This is a genomic window from Aeromonas sp. 97A (assembly GCF_051919185.1).
GTDB lineage: Bacteria > Pseudomonadota > Gammaproteobacteria > Enterobacterales > Aeromonadaceae > Aeromonas > Aeromonas veronii.
Genome location: NZ_JBQBFF010000001.1, coordinates 2218366 through 2240915, shown reverse-complemented (window position 1 = coordinate 2240915; position 22550 = coordinate 2218366). Strand labels below are relative to the sequence as shown.

The 22550-nt window shown below is 44.9% G+C and carries 20 protein-coding genes and 2 pseudogenes; all 22 read left to right on the top strand.

Features of this window, described 5'->3' with window-relative positions; all coding sequences use genetic code 11:
* The 22 genes and pseudogenes from ACTG27_RS09915 to ACTG27_RS09810 all read left to right on the top strand — a co-directional run bounded on the left by ACTG27_RS09915 (position 1) and on the right by ACTG27_RS09810 (position 22487).
* A complete protein-coding gene (locus ACTG27_RS09915) occupies positions 1-3150 on the top strand; it encodes an efflux RND transporter permease subunit (RefSeq protein ID WP_439979598.1) in 3150 nt (1049 codons plus the stop codon).
* 582 nt (positions 3151-3732) lie between these two features.
* Entirely contained in the window at positions 3733-4818 is a 1086-nt protein-coding gene (gene rfbB / locus ACTG27_RS09910; protein ID WP_368152558.1) for a dTDP-glucose 4,6-dehydratase, read from the top strand.
* The gene (rfbA, locus tag ACTG27_RS09905) at positions 4818-5681 is read left to right on the top strand and encodes a glucose-1-phosphate thymidylyltransferase RfbA (protein WP_368152555.1); all 864 of its coding nucleotides are present in this window, start codon (positions 4818-4820) and stop codon (positions 5679-5681) included. The genes rfbB and rfbA overlap by 1 nt, the downstream gene beginning before the upstream one ends.
* Positions 5682-5692: 11 nt before the next feature.
* A complete protein-coding gene (gene rfbC / locus ACTG27_RS09900; protein WP_368152552.1) occupies positions 5693-6244 on the top strand; it encodes a dTDP-4-dehydrorhamnose 3,5-epimerase in 552 nt (183 codons plus the stop codon).
* Positions 6245-6246: 2 nt separating this feature from the next.
* Positions 6247-7074, top strand: a complete 828-nt coding sequence (locus ACTG27_RS09895; RefSeq protein WP_439979597.1) for an NAD-dependent epimerase/dehydratase family protein — start codon at positions 6247-6249, stop codon at positions 7072-7074.
* Positions 7075-8532 carry a flippase gene (locus ACTG27_RS09890; RefSeq protein WP_439979596.1) on the top strand — a complete coding sequence of 486 codons (1458 nt, stop codon included), beginning with the start codon at positions 7075-7077 and terminating at the stop codon, positions 8530-8532.
* Complete coding sequence (locus ACTG27_RS09885) at positions 8501-9142, top strand: CatB-related O-acetyltransferase (RefSeq protein ID WP_439979595.1); 642 nt, start codon at positions 8501-8503, stop codon at positions 9140-9142. The genes ACTG27_RS09890 and ACTG27_RS09885 overlap by 32 nt, the downstream gene beginning before the upstream one ends.
* Before the next feature lie 75 nt (positions 9143-9217).
* Positions 9218-9850, top strand: coding sequence for an acyltransferase (locus ACTG27_RS09880; RefSeq protein WP_368149947.1), 633 nt, complete (start codon positions 9218-9220; stop codon positions 9848-9850).
* Positions 9851-9876: 26 nt separating this feature from the next.
* Positions 9877-10770, top strand: coding sequence for a hypothetical protein (locus tag ACTG27_RS09875; protein ID WP_439979594.1), 894 nt, complete (start codon positions 9877-9879; stop codon positions 10768-10770).
* 458 nt (positions 10771-11228) lie between these two features.
* A complete protein-coding gene (locus ACTG27_RS09870; protein ID WP_439979593.1) occupies positions 11229-11957 on the top strand; it encodes a hypothetical protein in 729 nt (242 codons plus the stop codon).
* Positions 11954-13045 (top strand): glycosyltransferase, encoded by a 1092-nt coding sequence (locus tag ACTG27_RS09865; protein ID WP_368150137.1) that lies wholly within the window; start codon positions 11954-11956, stop codon positions 13043-13045. The genes ACTG27_RS09870 and ACTG27_RS09865 overlap by 4 nt, the downstream gene beginning before the upstream one ends.
* A gap of 18 nt (positions 13046-13063) precedes the next feature.
* The gene (locus ACTG27_RS09860) at positions 13064-13879 is read left to right on the top strand and encodes a glycosyltransferase family 2 protein (RefSeq protein ID WP_368150139.1); all 816 of its coding nucleotides are present in this window, start codon (positions 13064-13066) and stop codon (positions 13877-13879) included.
* Positions 13876-14490, top strand: coding sequence for a DapH/DapD/GlmU-related protein (locus ACTG27_RS09855; RefSeq protein ID WP_439979592.1), 615 nt, complete (start codon positions 13876-13878; stop codon positions 14488-14490). Before ACTG27_RS09860 ends, ACTG27_RS09855 begins: the two co-directional genes overlap by 4 nt.
* Positions 14480-15481, top strand: coding sequence for a hypothetical protein (locus ACTG27_RS09850; protein ID WP_439979591.1), 1002 nt, complete (start codon positions 14480-14482; stop codon positions 15479-15481). The genes ACTG27_RS09855 and ACTG27_RS09850 overlap by 11 nt, the downstream gene beginning before the upstream one ends.
* 144 nt (positions 15482-15625) lie before the next feature.
* Entirely contained in the window at positions 15626-16837 is a 1212-nt protein-coding gene (locus ACTG27_RS09845; protein WP_439979590.1) for a sugar transferase, read from the top strand.
* Between the two features lie 20 nt (positions 16838-16857).
* Positions 16858-17742: a dTDP-4-dehydrorhamnose reductase gene (rfbD, locus tag ACTG27_RS09840; RefSeq protein WP_368150147.1), complete on the top strand. Its 885-nt coding sequence runs from the start codon at positions 16858-16860 to the stop codon at positions 17740-17742.
* A gap of 43 nt (positions 17743-17785) precedes the next feature.
* Positions 17786-17962: a sugar phosphate nucleotidyltransferase gene (locus tag ACTG27_RS09835; protein ID WP_439979589.1), complete on the top strand. Its 177-nt coding sequence runs from the start codon at positions 17786-17788 to the stop codon at positions 17960-17962.
* Between the two features lie 145 nt (positions 17963-18107).
* A pseudogene (locus ACTG27_RS09830) lies at positions 18108-18185 on the top strand (hypothetical protein); the annotation flags it as partial.
* A 58-nt stretch (positions 18186-18243) separates the two neighbouring features.
* Positions 18244-18375 (top strand): annotated as a pseudogene (locus ACTG27_RS09825) (IS5/IS1182 family transposase); the annotation flags it as partial.
* Between the two features lie 97 nt (positions 18376-18472).
* Entirely contained in the window at positions 18473-18583 is a 111-nt protein-coding gene (locus ACTG27_RS09820; RefSeq protein WP_368150148.1) for a hypothetical protein, read from the top strand.
* 53 nt (positions 18584-18636) lie between these two features.
* On the top strand, positions 18637-19725 hold the full coding sequence (locus ACTG27_RS09815; RefSeq protein WP_368150150.1) for an LPS O-antigen chain length determinant protein WzzB: 1089 nt from the start codon (positions 18637-18639) through the stop codon (positions 19723-19725).
* 137 nt (positions 19726-19862) lie between these two features.
* The gene (locus ACTG27_RS09810) at positions 19863-22487 is read left to right on the top strand and encodes an SLBB domain-containing protein (protein WP_368150152.1); all 2625 of its coding nucleotides are present in this window, start codon (positions 19863-19865) and stop codon (positions 22485-22487) included.
* Positions 22488-22550 lie beyond the last annotated feature (63 nt).

Here is a 22550-nt window from a genome sequence, read left to right as displayed (position 1 = left end):
ATGGCTCGATTTTTTATAGACAGACCCATTTTTGCCTGGGTGATCGCGCTGGTGATCATGCTGGCGGGCAGCCTGGCCATCATCAAATTGCCGGTCGCCCAGTATCCGAGCATTGCGCCGCCTGCTGTCGGTATTTCCGCCAGCTATCCGGGCGCATCCGCCAAAACGGTGGAAGATTCGGTGACCCAGATCATCGAACAGAACATGACCGGGCTGGATCACCTGCTCTACATGTCCTCCCAGTCTGACTCCGCGGGTCGGGTGTCGGTGACCCTCACCTTCCAGCCGGGGACCGATCCCGATATCGCCCAGGTGCAGGTGCAGAACAAGCTGCAGCAAGCGATGTCACTGCTGCCGCAAGAAGTTCAGCAGCAGGGGATCCGGGTACAGAAGACCTCTAGCAGCTTCCTGATGGTCGCGGCGTTCATCTCCAGCGATGGCAGCATGAACAACGACGACCTGGCGGATTATGTGGTCTCCAACATCAAGGAGCCCCTGAGTCGTCTGGACGGGGTAGGGGATATCACCTTGTTCGGCAGCCAGTACTCGATGCGGGTGTGGCTCGATCCCAACAAGCTCAACCGGGTGCAGATGACCCCGGGTGATGTGCAGGCGGCCATCAAGGCGCAGAACGCCCAGGTGGCGTTCGGCAAGCTGGGTGGCACACCGTCGGTGGAAGATCAGCAGTTCACCGCCACCATCATGGGTCAGACCCGCCTATCTACCGTGGAGCAGTTCAACGACATTCTGCTGCGGGTGAATCAGGATGGCTCCAAGGTACGACTGAAAGATGTGGCCCGGGTCGAGCTGGCGGGCGAAAGCTATGACGCCGATGCGCTCTACAACGGCCAGTCTACCGCCGCGGTCGCCATCAAGCTGGCTACCGGCGCCAATGCGCTGGATACCGCCGAGAAGGTGCGTGCCAAGCTCAATGAGCTGTCGGATTACTTCCCGGCCAATATGGAGATCGTCTACCCCTACGACACCACGCCGTTCGTGAAGATCTCCATCGAGGAGGTGGTGCAGACCCTGATCGAGGCGATCTTCCTGGTGTTCTGCGTCATGTATCTGTTCCTGCAGAACTTCCGCGCCACCCTGATCCCGACCATTGCGGTGCCTGTGGTGCTGCTCGGTACCTTCGGGGTGATGGCGGCGTTCGGCTTCTCCATCAACACCCTCACCATGTTCGGTATGGTGCTGGCCATCGGCCTGCTGGTGGATGACGCCATCGTGGTGGTGGAGAACGTGGAGCGGCTGATGAGTGAGGAGGATCTCTCCCCGCTGGAAGCCACCCGCAAGTCGATGACCCAGATCACCGGCGCACTGGTGGGGATCGCCTTGGTGCTCTCCGCCGTGTTCGTGCCGATGGCTTTCTTCGGCGGCTCGACCGGTGCCATCTATCGCCAGTTCTCGCTGACCATCGTCTCGGCCATGGTGCTGTCGGTGCTGGTGGCGTTGATCCTGACACCGGCCCTTTGTGCCACCCTGCTCAAGCCGATGAAACATGGCGAATTTGGTGCCAAGCGCGGCTTCTTTGGCTGGTTCAACCGTGCCTTTGATGCCGGTACCAACCGTTATCAGCGCGGTGTACGCAAGGTGATCAAGCAGGGCGTGCGTTACAGCCTGATCTACGGCGCCATGCTGGCGGTGTTGGCGGTGCTGTTTATGCGGATGCCCACCTCCTTCCTGCCTGAAGAGGATCAGGGGGTCATCATGTCGATGGTGCAACTGCCGGTGGGTGCGACCAAGCAGCGCACCGAGGTGGTGCTGGCGGACATGCGCGACTACTTCCTGAAAAACGAGAAGGATAACGTCGACTCTGTACTGACCGTGTCGGGATTCAGCTTCGCCGGTAGTGGCCAGAACGCGGGCATGGCCTTTATCAAGCTCAAGGACTGGAGCGAGCGCAAGAGCCCGGATCGAAGCGCCAATGCCATTATCGGCCGCGCCATGGGCTATCTGTTCAGTATCAAGGAGGCGCAAGTGTTCGCCTTCAACCTGCCTCCGATCCCGGAGCTGGGTACGGCGACCGGTTTTGACTTCTTCCTGCAGGATCGCGGCGGCATCGGTCACGACAAGCTGATGGCGGCGCGCAACCAGCTGCTCGGCATGGCGGCGCAGGATCCCAATCTGGTGCGGGTGCGCCCGAACGGGATGGAAGATACGCCGCAGCTCGATATCAAGATCGACTACGAGAAGGCGCTGGCGCAGGGGCTCTCCATCGCGGACATCAACAACACCCTGGCCGCAGCCTGGGGTTCGTCCTACGTCAATGATTTCGTCGACCGGGGCCGGATCAAGAAGGTCTACCTGCAGGCGGATGCTCCCTTCCGGATGAACCCGGAAGATCTCAAGCTCTGGTATGTGCGCAACGCCGCTGGCCAGATGGTGCCCTTCTCCGCCTTTGCCAGCAGCGAGTGGAGCTTCGGTTCGCCCCGTCTGGAGCGTTATAACGGCGTGCCGGCGATGGAGATCGTCGGTGAGGCGGCGCCCGGCAAGAGTACCGGTGATGCGATGGCTGCCATCGAACAGATGGTGAAACAGCTACCGGAAGGGGTAGGCATCGAGTGGACCGGGCTCTCCTTCCAGGAGCGTCAGGCCGGTTCACAGGCACCCGCGCTCTACGCCATCTCCTTGTTGGTGGTGTTCCTCTGTCTGGCGGCCCTCTACGAGAGCTGGAGCATTCCGTTCTCGGTGATGCTGGTGGTGCCGCTCGGGGTGTTGGGGGCAATTCTGGCTGCCACCCTGCGCGGGTTGGAAAACGACGTCTACTTCCAGGTAGGCTTGCTCACCACCATAGGCTTGTCGGCGAAGAACGCGATTTTGATCGTGGAATTTGCCAAAGAGCTCTACGACAAAGGGATGGGCTTGGGTGAGGCGGTGGTGGAGGCGGCACGCCTGCGTCTGCGTCCGATCCTGATGACCTCGCTCGCCTTTATCCTCGGGGTGCTGCCGCTGGTGATCAGCTCCGGCGCAGGTGCAAGTAGCCGCAACGCCATCGGTACCGGCGTGATGGGGGGGATGATCAGCGCTACCGTACTGGCCATCTTCTTCGTACCCCTCTTCTTCGTGTTGGTGATGCGTTACTTCACCAAAAACAGCACCAAAGAAGAGCGCCTGACCCATGCCCATGAGTCAAAACATGACTGATGGCAGTGTTTTTCTCAGTTAACTTGCACTATCAGAAGATGAAGATTGTGTCAGGCCAAATCTGACCAGTAATGCAAATGGGGCAACCAGCATGGTTGCCCCATTTTTGTTCCAATCAGTACGCTCAGGTTGATTTTTGATCGCATTTGGGGTGGGGTCATACAGCTCTTCTGGTTTTCTATCGAATCTTGGTTGAAAACGAGATACTGAAACATTTTTTGGTGTGCAGTCTTGTTGGAATCGAGATAGAATCTGCCGTTCTATCGGGCTGGTTCTGTGCGTTTTTTGCCATGAAAAGTTCTGTTTCGTAGTTTTACTCGAAAGAAAACATGGTTATACGCCATCAAAACATAACAATGCTGGAGGACACGATGACCAACAGCAAGCACAATCAGGTTAAAAGCAGCAAATTGGGGGCTGTAACTCAGGGGCGGTAGCCATAGCATTTTTCGCTAACTTGATTGAATAGCACTCATCAATACACATTCTGATGATGTTAAAAGACCCCCATACGCGGTCTTGTATTTCTGGGTCAGTCCGCAACCGCATTCATATCAACACCTCGCAAGAGAGCATATATCTATGAAAATTCTCGTTACCGGTGGCGCAGGCTTTATCGGCTCTGCTGTAGTGCGTCATATCATCCGTGATACCCAAGATTCCGTTGTTAACCTCGATAAGCTCACCTATGCCGGCAATCTGGAATCCCTAGCTGATGTATCGTCAAGCGAGCGTTATGCGTTTGAGCAGGTGGATATCTGCAACCGCGCCGAGCTGGATCGGGTATTTGCCCTGCACCAGCCGGACGCCGTGATGCATCTGGCCGCCGAGAGCCATGTTGACCGCTCCATCACCGGCCCGGCTGACTTTATCGAGACCAATATCGTCGGCACCTATATGTTGCTGGAAGCGGCTCGTGCCTACTGGAACGGTCTGGACGAGGTGCGCAAGGCGGCTTTCCGCTTCCACCATATCTCCACCGATGAGGTGTATGGCGATCTGCCCCACCCAGATGAAGTGGCTGCCGGTGAGGCATTGCCGCTCTTTACCGAAACCACCCCCTATGCCCCCAGCAGTCCCTATTCTGCCTCCAAAGCTTCCAGCGACCATCTGGTGCGCGCCTGGCGTCGTACTTACGGTCTGCCGACCATCGTCACCAACTGCTCCAACAACTACGGGCCATATCACTTCCCCGAGAAGCTGATCCCGTTGGTGATCCTCAATGCGCTGGATGGCAAGCCACTGCCGGTGTACGGCAAGGGTGACCAGATCCGTGACTGGCTCTATGTGGAAGATCACGCACGCGCGCTTTATACCGTGGTCACCACAGGTGTCATCGGCGAGACCTACAACATCGGCGGTCATAACGAGAAACAGAATCTGGAAGTCGTTCATACCATCTGCGATCTGCTGGATGAAATGGTGCCCAAGGCTGGCTCCTACCGCGATCAAATCACCTACGTGGCTGACCGCCCTGGTCATGACCGCCGTTATGCTATTGACGCCAGCAAGATGAGCGCCGAGCTCGCCTGGCAACCGCAAGAAACCTTTGAATCCGGTATCCGCAAGACAGTGCAGTGGTATCTGGATAACCAGCAGTGGGTCAACAACGTGAAGAGTGGATCCTATCAGTCCTGGATCGATCAGCAGTACGGGGAGAAGAAGTAATGAAAGGTATTATTCTGGCAGGTGGTTCAGGCTCTCGTCTTCACCCGATCACGCGTGGCATTTCCAAGCAACTGCTGCCGATTTATGACAAGCCGATGATTTACTATCCCCTCTCGGTGCTCATGTTGGCTGGCATCAAGGATATCTTGATCATCACGACGCCCGAGGATTTAGAAAGTTTCCAGCGCCTGCTTGGCAACGGTGAGCAGTTCGGCATCAATCTGCAATACACGGTTCAACCGTCACCGGACGGACTCGCCCAAGCGTTTATTCTGGGTGAGGAATTCATTGGCCAGGATAGCGTCTGCCTGGTACTTGGCGACAATATCTTTTTTGGTCAGGCCTTCGGCAAGCAGTTGCAAAAGGCGATTGCCAATCAGGAAGGGGCCACCGTGTTCGGTTACAAGGTCATGGATCCCGAGCGTTTTGGCGTCGTTGAATTCGATGAAGAATTCCGTGCCAAGTCCATTGAGGAAAAACCGGTAAAACCGAAATCGAACTGGGCTGTCACAGGTTTGTATTTCTATGACAATTCCGTCATCGAGATCGCCAAGAGCATCAAGCCGTCTGAGCGTGGTGAGCTCGAAATCACCAGCATTAACCAAGCATATCTGGATCGTAGTCAGCTGAAGGTAGAACAGTTGGGCCGTGGCTTCGCATGGCTTGATACCGGCACCCATGATTCTCTGATTGAAGCTTCTCAGTTCGTACAAACCGTTGAAAAGCGTCAAGGATTCAAGATCGCTTGTCTGGAAGAGATTGCGCTTAACAATGGCTGGTTGAACCGTGACCAAATCAAGGCTATTGGCAGCAGCATGGTGAAAACCGGTTATGGCAAGTATTTGTTGAGTCTGATCAAATAAGAGATGCCGACATGAATGTAATCAAAACAAAAATTGCAGACCTGCTGATTATTGAGCCGAAAGTGTTTGGTGATGAGCGTGGTTTCTTTTATGAAACCTACCAGGAAGCGCGTTACAAGGCCGCCGGAATCACGCCGGATTTTGTCCAGGACAATCGCTCGCGTTCTACACAAAATGTACTGCGCGGTCTGCATTTCCAGAAAACCAAGCCACAGGGAAAACTGGTTACCCTGACCCAGGGGCGTGTATTTGATGTTGCCGTCGATTTGCGGCCAGACTCTCCTACCTTTGGTCAGCATGAATCTGTCTTGCTGACGGGAGAAAACAAGGTTCAGTTTTACATTCCGCCTGGATTTGCCCATGGTTTCTGCGTACTGAGTGAAACGGCCGATTTCCAATACAAATGTACCGATTACTATGACCCGACCGATGAAAGCGGGTTGCTATGGAATGATCCCGCATTGGGGATCGAGTGGCCGTTGACGGCGCCGCTGTTGTCACCGAAAGACAGGGTGCAACCCACGCTGGCCCAGGTCCGTGACAACCTGGTGAATGGGTGGTGAGCATGAAACGTTACACAGTTTTTGGCGGGCGGGGCTTTATCGGCAGCGAGATCGTCAGCATGCTGGAAGCTGCAGGCCAAAATGTCTGGGTGCCGCAGCGCGACGATGAAAGTGTATTCGATACCGATCTGGGGATTGTGATCTACAGTGCGGGACAGGGTGACTGCAAGAATGCTCCGCTGGGTGTGTTTGACGCCAATTGTCGTTTGCTGGCAGATCTGCTGGCACGAGGTAAGTTTGAGCGTCTCCTTTATGTCTCTTCCACCCGCGTATACATGAACCAGGATTCTGCGGCAGAAGGAGATGACCTGAAGGTATGTTCTGATGATCAGCGCCGGTTGTTCAACCTGACCAAGTTGGTATCAGAAGAACTATGTCTGAAGAGTGGTCGCGCTATTACCATTGTTAGACCGAGCAATGTCTATGGTGTTGCCCTACACAGTCCGCTTTTCCTGCCGGCGATCACCCGTAATGCAATCAATCACGGCAAGGTTGACATGTATATTGACCATGATTATGCCAAAGACTATGTTTCCGTGATGGATGTGGCAACTACATGCATATATTTATCTGAGCATCCAGCTAGCCTTGGTAAAATAATAAATATTGCTTCTGGATATAATGTTACGGCACAACAAATTGCAGATGTATTGCAAGAACATACAGGATGTATCATTAATTGGAACAAAATTGAATATCCCAATGAAGTATTTCCTGTGACAAACATAAGTTCTCTACTTTCTATTTTACCTGACTACTCTCCAAGAAATGTTCTTTCCGACATCGAAAGTATGATTGTAGAATTTAAAGATAAACTGATGGATCTTTAAATGAGTGGTTTTAATCGACTTATTAAGAATTCAATTTCTAACATTATAAATGGGTTTTCAAATGTCATTTTAGGAATAGTGGTTTCTCCATTTATATTAAATAATCTTACATTAGAACAGTTTTCTGTTTGGTCGCTAATTTTACAATTTGGACTTTTCATTAGTTTCCTTGGATTTGGTGCTCAAATTGCTGTTGGTCGATTTACATCTCTTGCTAAGTTCAATAATGATTATGCATTATTTAGAAATACAATGTCTAATTCATTGGTTATTTGTTTTTTAAGCATGAGCATTGCATTTTTTGCAATAGTATGCGCAGTGATAAATTTTGATTTTTTTATTCCTCTTACGAAAAATGATGGTAGTCTGGAATATGAGATCTCTTTTATTGTCGTATGTGTATCATTTACTCTCGGATTGTTGTCATCTATATTTTCTGGGTATTTCACGGGTATAGAAAGAAATGATATAATAGCAACAATTAATTTGTTTTCTAGAGTTTTTCTTGGCTTTGCTATCATCCTTTCTTCAAGATATGGTCTTCTACCGATGGCCGTATCTTATTTTGTGGTGAATTTCATTTCATATACAATTATTTTTTTGGAGTTCAAAAAGAGAGAAAAATCAAGAATCCTCTTAAAAATATCTGATGGAATGAAAGCTCTATTATCATTTTGTGGCGGATTGGCTATATGGAATTTAGCACAATTTTTTATATCAGGCACAGGGGCGTTTATTGTTGGAAAATATGATTTCCAAAATCTAGCATATTATATATTAGCGCTTACGTTAATTAATGCAGTTGTGGGTATAGCTGGTGCAATTATCAATCCAATAATACAACCCGTTGTAAAATTAAATGCTAAAGGGTTACATAATGAGGTAGATAATTTAGTTGTAAAGCTATCATTGCTGTTGTCAGTTATTATTTTCGTTGGACTGAATATATCTCACAATGTATCTGAATTTGTATTAAATTTATGGGTTGGGGCCGACAAAGCTGGGCCAACAAATCAAATTTTCAATTTTCTTCTGGCTGCTTTTTCGATAAGGATCGTTGTGTCACCTTATGGCATGAAACTTGTGGCTGAAGGCAAACAGCTTAGAATTTCTCATTATCCACTTTTGGAGGGAATTATTAACTTATTACTATCCATCTTCTTTGTAAAAGAATTTGGGGCGATAGGTATTGCATATTCAACAATGTGTTCAGCTCTTTTATTAATGATTGCATATGCATATAAATTTTCATCAGAAAGTGCTCTTAGATATAGCATGGTGAAAATATCAATGCCGTTCTTTATAATACCAATGCTTTCTCTATCTAGTGTTTTTTTCTTGGGGTATTTCCCCATGTCAGAAATAGTATTATTTAGTCAATTGTTGAGCCTCATTCCAGCAGTATTTATTTTGCGAAGGATCATGTATGATATTCGAAAGATTATTAACATTATTTAAAATAAAAGTTAGAAGGATAAAGATAATAATTAAATCTGATTTTTATAAAATAAAAAATAAAACATCCATTTTTGACTGTAAAAGTATACTTTTTGGTCGCGCAAATATATTACACTCTGAAGTGGGTCGATACACATATTTAGCTGGTAGTGGTTTTATCAGTCATACCCGTATTGGCGCATTTTGTTCCATCGCTGATGGTGTGAAAATAGGACTAGGCTCACATCCTATAGACTATATATCAACACATCCGGTGTTTTATTCCATTGGGACTATATTTCCCTATCAGTTAGTTGATAAATCAATTTTGGAAAAAGTGAAATTCTCTGATGAACTAAAGCCAGTAGATATTGGGAACAATGTCTGGATTGGTACCAATGCTATTATTTTGAACGGTATTTCAATAGGTAATGGTGCTGTTATTGGGGCTGGTGCAGTTGTCACAAGGAATGTCCCTGATTACGCTATTGTGGGGGGGGTTCCTGCTAAAGTTATTAAATATCGAAATGTCTCAGAGAAAATAGATGGTAAAGATTGGTGGGAGCTGGATGACATAAAACTAAAGGAATATATTGAAACTCATTATAATGCTTTACAATTCATGCTATGAAAATATAAATTTTTATATTGTAATATCAAGTCGATATGTGTCATTTTGTGCCTAAGTGCTATAGAGGGAGGGGGGATGAGAATTTCACATAAAATAAAAATGTTTTTCCTTATGAGTCCATTCAAGAGATATCAGTATATAGAAAACTTATATTTCAAACTGAAGATGCGATTTTTCTATCGATTGTTTTTTTTACAGAGCGGACGAGGAAGTTTGATTAGAAAACCACTTCTCCTGACGCCAGAATTCATTCATTTAGGTAGCAATGTATTTATTTGGGATGCTGCAAGGATAGAAGGCATAAAAAATCATGGAAATCAAGAGTTAAATCCTAAAATAATAATTGGCGATGGTGTAACTATTCAACAGCGATGCCATATTACAGCTGCTGGTGAACTATTTATTGGTGATAATTGCTTGATCTCTTTTGATGTCATGATACAAGATACTGATCATGTATATTCAGATATTACCATTCCCGTAGGCTTACAGCCTTTATCTGTAAATCAAACTATAATTGAAGAACAATGCTTCATTGGGAGTGGTTCGAAGATCATGGCTGGTAGCCATTTAGGGAAGCACTGTATTGTTGGGTGTAATTCCGTTGTTCGGGGTCATTATCCTGATTATTCTGTCCTAGTTGGTAACCCAGCAAAGATAATAAAGAGATTTAGTATCAAAAATTCTCAATGGGAGCGAAATATTTAGCATTTTTCATTTATGTGGAGGCAAGATTGAGACTGTTATTTATAGCTCCAGAATTCAATATATATCACCTGGAAATTATCAAAAGATTAGAAAAGCATGGCTACCGTGTAGACTATTTAAAAGAAAAGAAGGTGGGCCCCCTATGGGATATTTTGCATAAAATTAGCTATAGAGTTTATGAAGTTTTACAAAAAATAATTTTATTAAATAGTTTGAGAGAATTAAAATCGAAAAATGAGAATTATAAAGTGCTTTTCGTTATAAGAGGGGAGTTTGTAGATCAGAGAGTAATTGATTATATAAATCGAGCATTTTTTTTTGAAAAAAAAATATCTTATCAATGGGATTCAGTAAAGAATAATCCGCAAGCAGTTACTCATCTTAGAAATGATTTTTCGGTGTATTCATTTGACCCAGACGATTGTAGCGTATTTGGATTTCACTACCAACCTCTCTTTTACATAAAAGAAGGTAGCCATGAAATTGTACATTTGTACGACTTAAGTTTTGTTGGTGTTTATACAGAAGAAAGATTGAATATAATAAAAAAAATACATCACTTGTACTCAAAAAAGATAAAGATAAAGATAAAGATAAAGATAAACCCCCTCAAGTATCTTTCATTAAAATTTTTTGAGAAAAAATTAAATTATGTTCCTAATGATTATTTCACATTTTCCAACATAAAATATTATAATGTTTTGTCAATAATGGAAAAAAGTTCTATTGTGCTAGATATCTCACATGTCACTCAGTCAGGTCTAACAATGAGGACAATTGAAGCGATAGGTTGTGGGAGTAAACTATTGACAAATAATTATATGATCCGCAAGGAAAAATTTTATGATGAAAATATGATATTTTTATACGATATAAATAATTTTTCATTAGACATAGATTCTATTATTAAAGAAAAGTAAGCCCTTATGAGAAAAAGGATTATTCCATAGATGCTTGGTTAGGTAGTCTATTGAGGTCGGATTGAATGCTAATTAATAAACGAGCTCTAGTTATTAACTTAGTTTTTGTTATAACCGTCTTATCTTTATTTATACTCAATAATAACAGACAAGATCCATCTAATTTGTTTTTTTTGAATTCACTATTATCATTCTTTACTTTTATATTTGTATTAATTATTCCGGTTTATATTTATGCTAATTTCTTATCTAAAGTAAGAATTGTTGATTTTTTTCTATTCTTATTAATGCTCATTAGTGTAGTGTTAGCCTTCATATATAGAGGGTATTTAGTTATACATTGGGTATACTTGTCTATATTTTATATTATAATATCAGAGCGATATTATTCTATCTCGTATAAACTGAAGTTGACTTTTGTCGGTGTCGGCATAATATCAGTGTGCCTTCAGTTACTAATGTTTGATCTAGATGGGCGTCCCGTTCTCAGCTATCTTGACTCTAACTATTCATCGATGATGATTTTTTTGTTCTCTGTGTATGTTTATTACAACATTGGGCGAAAATATTCTATAGCTCCATTTATTCTTGGTGTTGTTACACTAAGTCGGGCATATGTATTAGTTTGTTTATGTTTTTTCATACTCAATGCTCTTATAAAATATAGTTTTTTTAAAAAAATAATGTTATTTTTGAGCCGCACTTGGGTTTCGTTCATCATCATTCTATTTCTACCATTAGCTATTAATTTTTTCTTTGTTTTGTATGTACCTCCAGAGGCTGCGCATGTTACTACAGTCGATGATAAATTTTCTGGAAGTTTGATTGACCGGTCTAATCTTGATCAATCTCTAGCTTCGGTTCTTTTTATTGAACAGTTAATTACAAAGCCAATGGACTACATATTCGGCATTGATATTGATTGGTATTTGGATAATATTTTTAAAAATTCACCTCATCACTCAGTGTTTCAGATGGTATTAAACTATGGATGGTTTTTTTCTATTCCTTATATATGCATTTTTTTATCATGTTGCAGAAGAGTTCTTGTGAACAATAGTGAAATACTGCCATTCTACTTGTCTTTCCTTATCTATATTATGACTCTGGGTGGTGGGATTTTTGGGATGACATTAGTCTTTATAGCATTTATTTTCAGATCACAAAGAGGAGGGATGGGGGGGTGAACAGCAAAGAGCCAAAAGGGAAGATAATATTTATCACTCTTGATATAACCTTACTAGGTGGTATTGAGAGAGTTATTTCTGTTTTGACTGAGCAATTTGTTCAAGATGGTTATGATGTAGACATCTATTCTATTTTCAAAGTTGGGGATAAGCCATCATATAAATTCCCCCAAAATGTAAACATAACGTATCTTAACCAGAGACGATATTTAGGTAAGCTAGAATTATACTACAATATCGTTCGCTCGGTAATAAAAATCAGACAGTTAGTTGAGGGACATTGTGTTATCAGTACACTGACAAATATAAGCTGTATTTATGGTGTTCTTAATTATTTTAAGTATGCTGAGTTTATTGCTGCTGAACACTCGCAATACAATGCACATTCATTTTTAGTAAGGCTGTTAAGATTACTTGCATACAAAAAATCAAAATATATAGTATCGCTTACAGAACATGATGTTGATATTTTCTCTAAGTTTATTAGTTTTGATAAAATAAAACTAATTCACAATCCATCTTCATTTAAAGCAATATCGATATCAAGCTCACTCGCTTCAAAACGTCTCGTTTCAATTGGCCGGTTGGTCGATGTAAAAAATTATTCTTTTATGCTGCAACAGATAGCCCCTTTTTTATTGAAGAATACTGACTGGTGTTTGGAGATTTATGGGGATGGAGAATTAAAGTCTGTTCTATCAGCGTATGCCAATGTATTAGGTATTTCTCAGAATGTTAAATTTAACGGTTTTGTTGAAAACGTGAATGAATGCATAGCCGGCTCTTCATTCTATTTATGTTCTTCAAAAACTGAAGCATTCCCAATGGCATTTTTAGAGGCCTTATCACTTGGCATTCCAATTATCTCAGTGAACTGTCCATTTGGGCCAAGAGAAATAATAAACGATGGCTTTAATGGTTATTTACTTGATTCCGACACTACATATAGTGACTTTTACTCATGCCTACAGTCAATAAAAGAAGATGAACTTATTTATAATGGCCTGCAGAAAGAGGCTTTTGCGTCAGCCAAAAAATATGAGGTTAGTTCAATAGTTTCAAAGTGGTATGAGTTAATATCCATTTAAAATATAGGTGGTTTCAGCGTGAAGTTGAGCATAATAATACCGTTATATAATTCCGAACGCACAATTTTATCTGCGCTCGATTCAGTTTATCTACAAGATGTCAATAATGATGACTTCGAGGTTATAATCATTAATGATGGGTCTACAGATAACTCGCTTGAAGTTATAGAATCATTTATCAACATTAGAACCATCAAAAATATAAAGGTTATTACTCAAGAAAATGGTGGTGTTGCGTCTGCTAGAAATGCTGGTATTCGTATATCAACTGGACAATATATTGCTTTTCTAGATTCAGATGATGTTTGGTTGCCTGGTAAGATAAGATATCAGATGGATTTGATGGATTCTGATGGTTCAATTTTTCTTTGTGGTGGAAGGTTTAACTCTACAGGGTTAGATGTTTCAAAGTTCTCCAAGGTAGTAGATGATGTATATGTGATAGACTTTAAAAGCCTAATTATTCGGAACTATTTTCAGCCATCAACAGTTATGTTTAGAAGTAGTATATTACCTAGTGTTGGACTCTTTAAAGAGGGGATGAGACATGCGGAGGAGGGATTGTTTTTTTATAATATAGCATACTCTTACCGATGTGTTTTCATTGATAAACTCCAAATAAACTTTGGTGGTGGGAAGTGTATGTTTGGAGAAAGTGGCCTAAGTGGAAATTTGCTCTCAATGGAAAGAGGAGAGCTTCATAACTACTTATCGATCTATCGAGATGGTAAAATATCATTTATTAAATACATCTTCTTGGTCACGTTCTCACTGTTAAAATTTATAAGAAGGCTCATCATATCTAGTCTTATAAAGCTGAGAAAACAAAAATGAACTATTATAACCATTATGGTTTTTGGGGGGGTGTTAACTTATTTATATGTAAGTTATACACAATGGTATTTTTTAGTCGGTCCAAAATAATAAGATTACCATTTGAGTGTCGGGGGGGGAAGCGGATAGATTTCGGCGTTGGTTTGAGTACGGGGCGATACTGCAGAATAGAGGCTTATGATAGTTCAGAAAATCACAATAAACGTACCAAGTTATCTTTCGGCAGTGACTGTCAGATTAATGACTCAGTGCATATTGTCGCTGCAGATAGAGTCGAGATTGGTAATAATGTTTTGATCGCAAGCCGAGTTTTTATTTCTGACCTTAATCATGGTTCTTATTCAGGTGATTTACATTCACACCCTGATTCTTGTGCTGCTCAGCGACCTCTGAGTACATCTCCTGTTATTATTAATGATAATGTTTGGATTGGGGAAGGAGTGGTAATTCTACCCGGGGTTAAAATTGGCCAGTCATCAATCATTGGTGCGAATTCCGTTGTGACAAAAGATATTCCTGATTACTCTATTGCTGTTGGTAACCCTGCAAAAATTATAAAAAAATATAATTTCTCCTCCTTGAAATGGGAGGTGGTTTTTAATGGCAAATAATTGTATTTTTATCTGCCCAGACTTTTTTAATTACAAGGAGATAATTGAGAAAGAGCTATCTTTTAGGTATGACAAAGTATACTCTTTTTCTGACAGGCCAGAGTGTAGCTCATTACATAAGGCACTTATAAAATATAATATCCTTAATTTTCAAAAAGTGTATGCAAGAAAGCATTCAAAGCATATTCTTGATTATATATCTAATGGGATAAATGATATATCTACAGTTTTAATTGTAAAAGGAACCTGTATAGATAGAAATTTTCTTTCTCATCTTAAAATCGTCAACCCAAAAATAAATATTGTTATTTATTCATGGGACTCCGTAAAAAATGCACCAAATTTTTTAGAATTATCAAAGTTTGCAGACTCAGTTTTTAGCTTCGACCCTGAAGACTGCCTTAAATATGAGTTTTCTTACACGCCATTATTTTTCTATAATGATATGGAGAAAAAAAGACATATAAATGTCAAAAAATATGATTTTTCTTTTGTTGGTAGTTATCATAGCGATCGAGTTGCTGTATTAAATCGTTTCTTATTAAATCACCCTAATGCTAATTCTTTCATAAAAATATTCTTCCAAAGTAGATTGCAGTATTTATTTTATTTTTTGTATGATAGAGAGTTAAGATGCATGCCAGCATCTTGGTTGACTTTTAATATACTATCCAATGCAGATATAGAAGATGTTTATAGAGAATCTACATACGTTATAGACATACACCATCCATCACAGTCGGGATTGACGATGCGTACGTGGGAAGCACTATCATTAACAACAGCACTTTACACTACCAACATATTTACTTTATTACATGACATGTCAGGAAATGTTAGGTTTATTGAGCGTTGTAGTGGCTTAGAATTAAACCGAAATATTGTTTTAGATAGGGTGGGAAAGTATCAATGTTTATTGGGGGATGCTACATCTTCATTTGATATCGAAACATGGATTAATCATTTGTTAGACAATGTTCGTCAGATATAAATTCTGTAAAGTATTCGCTACGGTTTTAAATGTCCAGCAATGAACATAATTAAACTTAATTGCTAGTGCGAAATATAGTTATGATAATGGATTGTGAGGTTATAATTGAGCTATCTCAGACGTCATTCACGCTGGTATGAGCGCATGTTGTTTAGCGCCACTTCTCTTTTTTTCATTGGGGGGGTGCTTTCTGTTTGTTTACCTGCAATCGAGCGCTGGGGCTGGGAATTTTGGCGTCATCTTGATGCGGTTAGAGTTAATACTTTGTGCGGGGCCTTTCTTGCATTCTTGCTGACGGGGATTGTTCTTCATCGCGTTCTACGTTATCCAGGTGCCAGTCCGGTTGCCTATATGCTCCCCACAGTGACTACCCTCTACGGTGCGCTGGTCGGACTCCTCTTCTTTTTACGCTTACCTTACAGTCGGCAGGTACTGTTCGAGTCGTATGTGGTGGCACTGATCTGCTGCTGGCTGGCTTACTTCATCGGGCGTCGCTACCGGACTCCTAAGTATGCCTTATTGCCCTTTGGTGACTACCAGGCCTTAACTCGGCACTCTTGCGTAGAGTGGCGCCTGCTGGATGAGCCGGATTTGGGATCCATTCGCTATGACGCCGTGGTGGCAGATCTACGGGATGAAAAGTTGGCGGGTGAGTGGGAGCGTTTCTTGGCTCGGTGCGCCTTGGCCCACATTCCCGTCTATCACATCAAGCAGGTCAGCGAGAGCCTGACCGGACGCGTGAAGATCGATCATCTCCACGAGAACCAACTTGGCTCCCTTTTGCCTTCGTCCGTCTATGCCTTCATCAAACGGGGGATGGACATCCTCGCTGCGTTGATCGCGATTCCGCTCTTCTCGCCATTGATGCTGGTGACGGCCATCCTTATTAGGCTGGAGAGCCCGGGCCCCGTGATGTTCCTGCAAAACCGGGTGGGGAAGGGCAACAAGGATTTTCGTATCTACAAGTTCCGCAGCATGTGCAAGGATTCGGAGAAGGCTGGTGCTCAGTTCGCCCAAGATGGTGACATGCGCGTAACTCGGGTGGGAAAAGTGATCCGCAAGCTGCGCATTGATGAGCTACCACAGTTCTTCAACGTCCTCAAAGGAGATATGAGTCTGATAGGGCCGAGGCCAGAACAACGCACCTTCGTCGATCAGTTCGAGCGGGAGATCCCCTTCTACATGTATCGCCATATCGTGCGCCCCGGTATCAGTGGTTGGGCACAGGTTGTTCATGGTTATGCTGCCGATGCTGATGATACGCGCATCAAGATCAACACGATTTCTACTACATCAAGCATTTCTCCCTCTGGCTGGATGTGCTCATCGTCTTTAAAACGATTAAGACCATTTTGACCGGGTTTGGTGCTCGTTAAATGAGTCAACTCTTGCTAGGTGCGGGCCAGTTGGCCCGCGCTTTGCTTTCTGCCACTCACCTAGCCGCGCAACCCGCTATTTCTCTGCCAAGAGAGTGCTACCCAGTGGACAATGACACGTTGATGCATGCATCAACGCTGCGTTATCGCCCAGCAGTCATTCTTAACGCTGCCGCATACACGGATGTGGCAGGGGCCGAGTTTTCCCCTGCGCAGGCGATGCGAGTCAATGGGGAGGGGGTCGCACGACTGGCCGCATTGGCGAGGCAGCATGATGCCTTGCTGGTGCATTTCTCGACGGACTATGTCTTCGATGGCTCCGGTCATTGCCCCTGGCGGGAAGCCGATACCCCGGCCCCTTTAAATGCCTATGGTCAGAGTAAATGGGCGGGGGAGCAAGCGATCATCGCCAGTGGTTGTCGCTATCTGATCATCCGTACCAGCTGGTTACATAGCCCATGGCGCACTAATTTCCTCAAGACCATGCTGCAGCTCGCGCGCGATCGCGATGAGCTGCAGGTGGTGAGCGATCAAGTTGGAGCCCCCACCTCGGCGATGATGTTGGCAGAGGTTACGCTGATGGCCATCGACAGGGTCTTGGCCAAGTCGGAACTGATGGGCCTCTATCATGTGGCGGCTTCCGGGGCCGTCAGTTGGTTCGATTATGCCCGCTTCATTTTCAGCAAGGCGCATGAGTTGGGTCTGATAGAGAAGGTACCGCGAATCAAGCCCATCACCAGTGTGGATTATGGTGGTGTGGTCAACCGCCCCCTTAATTCCCGGCTCGATACGCAGCTGTTTTCGCAGCGTTTTAGCGTGCACTTGCCAAATTGGCGAGTGGGGGTTAGCGCAACGTTGCAGGCATTATGTGAGGAGCTGCGATGACGCCTTTTTTGTGTAACAGAACCTCTCGCAAAAAGGGGTTATTTTGGCAGGAGGAACGGCGACACGTCTTTATCCCGCCATGCTGGCCGTGAGCAAACAGTTGTTGCCTGTCTATGACAAGCCGATGATCTATTACCCCTTGTCAGTGCTGATGTCGGCAGAGATCCGCGAGATCCTGATCATCAGTACGCCCCCGCTTTCACCAGTTGTTTGCGGATGACAGTCAATGGGGGTTAATGTTCTATTATGCCTAGCCCTTCTTAACGGGGGAGGCCGGTCTGTTTGAACCTGGGTGACAATCTGTTTTATGGCGCCGAATTGCCTACGCAGTTACGTCCGGCGATGACAGATGATCAGGGGCCAGAGTGCTTGCCTATCGGGTCGATGATTCGGCCCGCTATGGTGTATTAACGCTCAATGAGCAGGGCAAGGCCTTGGCGATCACCGAGAAGCCGGTCAATCCTGCCAGTCATTATGCGGTGACCGGCCTCTATTCCTTGGCTGGCGCACTGGAAGAAGATATCGGGGTTTCACCGTTGCTCACTGGCAGAGACGGCGATGTATCGGTTCAAGCAGTTATTGGCGGGGAAAATCAGCCTGCGTAACTACAATGGCCAGGTGGGAGAAGTCATGACTTGTTGGCTGATTTGGGCAACAATGCCGTGCTCAGCATCAGCGCAGATTTTTTTATAAATGTACCGATTATTATCTGCCGGGTGATGAAGCGGCCATGCCATGGGATAATGCGCATCTGACGATAACATGGCCGTTATCTGAGCAATTCCCCTTGCTGCTATCTGATAAAGATCGTCAGGCTCCCGATTTCATCGATATGCTTTAGTACTATCTACTGTTGTCAGCCATTTTAATATGGATATTCGAGAGAGAGAAAAAATGAGCAAGAAAACGCCAATCACTCCTAATCAATTGGTACAAACACCTACATCAGATGAGATAGATCTGCGAGAGCTGCTGCTGGTGCTGTGGTGTCAAAAAGTATTGATATTGTTGGTAACCGGTGCGTTTGCTGTTGCGGGTATTGTTTACGCCATGACTGCGCGCCAGGTGTGGACCAGTCAGGCGGTGATTTCTGAACCATCAGTGTCCCAAGTTGAGGCCTTACAGCTAGCTGTAGATAAATTACAAGCAATCATGTCCAGCAATAGCTCTCCTCTGACGACAGCTGAATTTTCCTCGCTTGAGCAACCTGCTATTTTCCAGAGCTTTATCTCAGCCTTTAACAGTATGAATAATAAGCGGGATTTTTTGGTTCGAGAAGGTATCTATGCCGCAGAAATGGAAAAATTTGAGATCTCTGATAAGCGCGATGGCCGTGCGCTAATGAGCAAGTTAGCTGAGTCAGTATCAGCCAAGATTCAGGATAAAACCAGTCAAGAGATGACGTTAAGTTTTTCTGCTGAAACGCCTGAACTTGCTCTGCAGCGACTGGGAAAATATATAGACTTTGTCCAGCAGCAGCAACTAAAAAGCAAAAATGCAGAGTTACAATCTATATGGCAAAATAGAATAAAAGCGCTGACTGCACAATATTACAGTGCCAAAGCTGATACATTGCTAAAAAGGCAGGAAGAGCTTCAGCGGGTTGGATACAGTTTGCGTATCAGTAAGGCGGCTGGAGTTGATGCTCCTCTTGAACGGATTGATAGCCAAGAGGTTTTCAATATTCAGTTAGGGACGAAAGGCCTTGCGGAAAAATTGAAAATATTGAATGAAATTAAAGATCCTGAACTTCTTAATCCTGAATTAGGAAAGATTCGTTTGCAATTAAGTAGTTTAAAAGCATTGAAACTTAAAAATGCTGATTTTCAGTCATTTAATATGATCGATTCACCGGAGGAACCGTTTACCCGTGATAAGCCCAAACGCCCACTAATTGTTGTACTGGCTACCCTGCTGGGGGGCATGTTGGGTGTTGCGATTGTGCTGGTACGGCATGCCTTTCATCGATCAGAAGGGGCGTGATGTTTTTGTTTGAGTATAGAGTTTGAATGCTATTCACTTGGATATGACTTCGTTAGAGCTTAATGCTACCATGCAGCCGTTTTTGCTCATGGTTATCATGGTGTTTATTTTTATGAGTATTGGGTGGAATAACTAAAATGAAACAAAAGGGATTGCTTCTCTCACTGGCTTTGATGGGCTTGCCAGTTATGGCTGCACCACAAATCACGCCTGAGATGATGGCAAAATTTAAACAATTATCTCCTGCCCAGCAGCAGGCACTGGCTGCTCAGTATGGTATCGACCCATCCCAATTGGGAGGGAGTAACAAGCAAAGCAGTGTTACTCCGGTCCATACTGCGCCTGTGGCTGCTCCACGTGAAGTGGATTACAGCCAAGAGTCTCAGCGGCCTTTGGTCGCTGGTGTAGCGCAAGAGGGGGTATTACAGCCTTTTGGTTATAGCGTTTTTGCCGGGGAACCTTTGACAGATGCGCCCGTGGTGGATATGCCGGTTGCAGACGATTATGTGATGGGGCCGGGTGACGAAATCCGGGTTCAACTCTATGGCAAGGAGAATGCGAGTTATACCCTGGCGATTGGCCGTGAGGGATTTATCGATTTTCCTTCTCTTGGCCCTATTGCTGCCAGTGGTCAGACTTTTCAGCAACTGCGCAGTGAACTGGAAAACCGGATCAAAGAGCAAAAAATTGGTGTAGAGGCGTTTATCAGTTTTGGCGCTCTGCGCACTATGCAGGTTTTTGTGATGGGTGATGCCTATCGCCCCGGTGCTTACAACGTCAATGGTATGGCTACTGTGACCCAGGCTTTGCAAGCCGCTGGCGGTATCGATACTGTGGGGTCGCTGCGCAAGATCCAGGTCAAGCGTGCAGGGCAGAAAGTGATCGATGTCGACCTCTACAAAATGTTGGTATGGGGCGATACCAGCCAGGATATCCGTCTGCGCTCCGGTGATACGGTATTTATCCCTGCTAAAGGCAGCGAAGTGAGTATCGATGGTTTGGTTAAACGTCCCGCTATTTATGAATTGAGTGGACCTGCAGCCCTGGTTAATGTGCTTGGGTTGGCGGGCGGCATGAAGGCCGCTGCACTCAAAGAGGTTGCGGTGACCCGTTATGGTGAAACCGGGATGCGGGTATTTAACCTGAACTTGTCAAATCAGCATGATCGTCAGTTTGTCGTGCGTGATGGTGACAAGGTCACGGTCAAGCCGAGCAGCACCGAATATAGCCAGGCGATTGTGGTAAAAGGTGCCGTAGTTCGTGAAGGTGTCTTCAGCTTTCAGCCGGGAATGCGGATCAGTCGTGTGTTGCAAAGTGCCGACCGCGATCTGACATCGGTCACTGACTTGAATTATGCCTTGGTTGTGCGTGAGGTGGATGCGCAACGTAATATCAAGGTGTTGCAATTCAATCTGGGCCGAGTGTTGCAAATGCCGGGTGGGGAAGACGACATTCGTTTGCAGCCGAGGGATCAGGTGCTTATTTTCAGCAATCATGCAACCGATCGACTGAAGCAGCTGGCGAGCACTCAGAGCTCGTCGACAAGTATTGACAATCAGGCTAACCAACGCATGGAGCAACAAGTCAACGCTGTAGACGACAGTACAGGTGCCGATGTTAGTCGTGCTCAGCTGGCTAAAGAAGATAAAATGACTTTGGCTAGTGTGTCTAATACGACCAAGACTGGGGCGTTAGTTGGTGCCTCTCGTCAAGCTTTGCTCGCTCCGGTTATTGAACGTTTGAAAGCTCAAGCAGCACAAGGTAAACCGGTACAGATTGCTGAAGTGCGTGGTGAGGTTAAATATCCGGGGGTTTATCCCTTAACGCCTTATAGTCGAACCCATGATTTGATCATGGCTGCTGGCGGGTTTAACGAACAGGCAAATGTGATTGAGTTATCTCGCGTGAGTGAGCGAGGGAATGATATTGCAATTGAAAATCAACGTCTGGATTTGGCAACTGCAAATCGGGTAACCGGTTCGCCATTGGTGCAATCAAAAGACAGTTTGAACGTATTGCCTCATCCTCAGTGGCGTGAAGAAGCAACTGTACAGGTGTTTGGCGAGGTGAAGTATCCGGGAACTTATACGGTTCGTCGTGGAGAAAGTTTGCATGATCTGATCCAGCGTGTTGGTGGTATTACCCCCTATGCCAATCCGAATGGTTCTGTCTTTGCCCGTGAAGCGCTGCGTAAACAGGAAGCAGAACGAATCGCGTTGCTGCGTGATGAGCTAAAGCAAGAGATCGCGACGATGACACTGCGTCGTCAATCCAGTATCGCTAACTACAACAGCTCGCCTGCAGAGGCGATGACGGTGGTTAATCAACTGGAAAACAGCAAGGCTGTCGGTCGCATGACCATCGATATGCCGGCGATTTTGTCTGGAGACAAGCAGGCTGACGTGATGCTGCAAGATGGCGACAAGCTGTATGTGCCTGCGTTACAAAATGTGGTCTCTATTCAGGGGATGGTGCAATTCCCCTCCTCGCACGTTTACGACGGTAACCTGAGTGTTAATGATTACTTGAGCCGTGCCGGGGGAACCAAGAAACAGGCTGATACCGACCGTATCTACGTGATCAAAGCAAATGGTAGTGTAATGCTGCCTGGTGATAGCTGGTTTGGTAGTCGCAAAGGCCTGGAGCCAGGGGATACCATCGTAGTACCAGTTGATTCTGATTATCTGGATAACCTGAGTATCATGACCTCTGCAACACAGGTCCTCTATCAACTGGGTGTCGCGTGGAGTGCAATCAAGTAATTGCATCGTTTATTTGGTCACCCATTCAGTCAGGTGGTGAAGGTCACCTGACTCTTCTGAGAT

Coding starts and splice junctions, on each gene's coding strand:
- ACTG27_RS09820 (WP_368150148.1), top strand. CDS start 18,473: ATGCCATGGGATAATGCGCATCTGACGATAACATGGCCGTTATCTGAG.
- rfbB (WP_368152558.1), top strand. CDS start 3,733: ATGAAAATTCTCGTTACCGGTGGCGCAGGCTTTATCGGCTCTGCTGTA.
- rfbC (WP_368152552.1), top strand. CDS start 5,693: ATGAATGTAATCAAAACAAAAATTGCAGACCTGCTGATTATTGAGCCG.
- ACTG27_RS09815 (WP_368150150.1), top strand. CDS start 18,637: ATGAGCAAGAAAACGCCAATCACTCCTAATCAATTGGTACAAACACCT.
- rfbA (WP_368152555.1), top strand. CDS start 4,818: ATGAAAGGTATTATTCTGGCAGGTGGTTCAGGCTCTCGTCTTCACCCG.
- rfbD (WP_368150147.1), top strand. CDS start 16,858: ATGAGTCAACTCTTGCTAGGTGCGGGCCAGTTGGCCCGCGCTTTGCTT.
- ACTG27_RS09850 (WP_439979591.1), top strand. CDS start 14,480: ATGGCAAATAATTGTATTTTTATCTGCCCAGACTTTTTTAATTACAAG.
- ACTG27_RS09895 (WP_439979597.1), top strand. CDS start 6,247: ATGAAACGTTACACAGTTTTTGGCGGGCGGGGCTTTATCGGCAGCGAG.
- ACTG27_RS09885 (WP_439979595.1), top strand. CDS start 8,501: ATGATATTCGAAAGATTATTAACATTATTTAAAATAAAAGTTAGAAGG.
- ACTG27_RS09855 (WP_439979592.1), top strand. CDS start 13,876: ATGAACTATTATAACCATTATGGTTTTTGGGGGGGTGTTAACTTATTT.
- ACTG27_RS09845 (WP_439979590.1), top strand. CDS start 15,626: ATGTTGTTTAGCGCCACTTCTCTTTTTTTCATTGGGGGGGTGCTTTCT.
- ACTG27_RS09890 (WP_439979596.1), top strand. CDS start 7,075: ATGAGTGGTTTTAATCGACTTATTAAGAATTCAATTTCTAACATTATA.
- ACTG27_RS09810 (WP_368150152.1), top strand. CDS start 19,863: ATGAAACAAAAGGGATTGCTTCTCTCACTGGCTTTGATGGGCTTGCCA.
- ACTG27_RS09870 (WP_439979593.1), top strand. CDS start 11,229: ATGTTTGATCTAGATGGGCGTCCCGTTCTCAGCTATCTTGACTCTAAC.
- ACTG27_RS09880 (WP_368149947.1), top strand. CDS start 9,218: ATGAGAATTTCACATAAAATAAAAATGTTTTTCCTTATGAGTCCATTC.
- ACTG27_RS09915 (WP_439979598.1), top strand. CDS start 1: ATGGCTCGATTTTTTATAGACAGACCCATTTTTGCCTGGGTGATCGCG.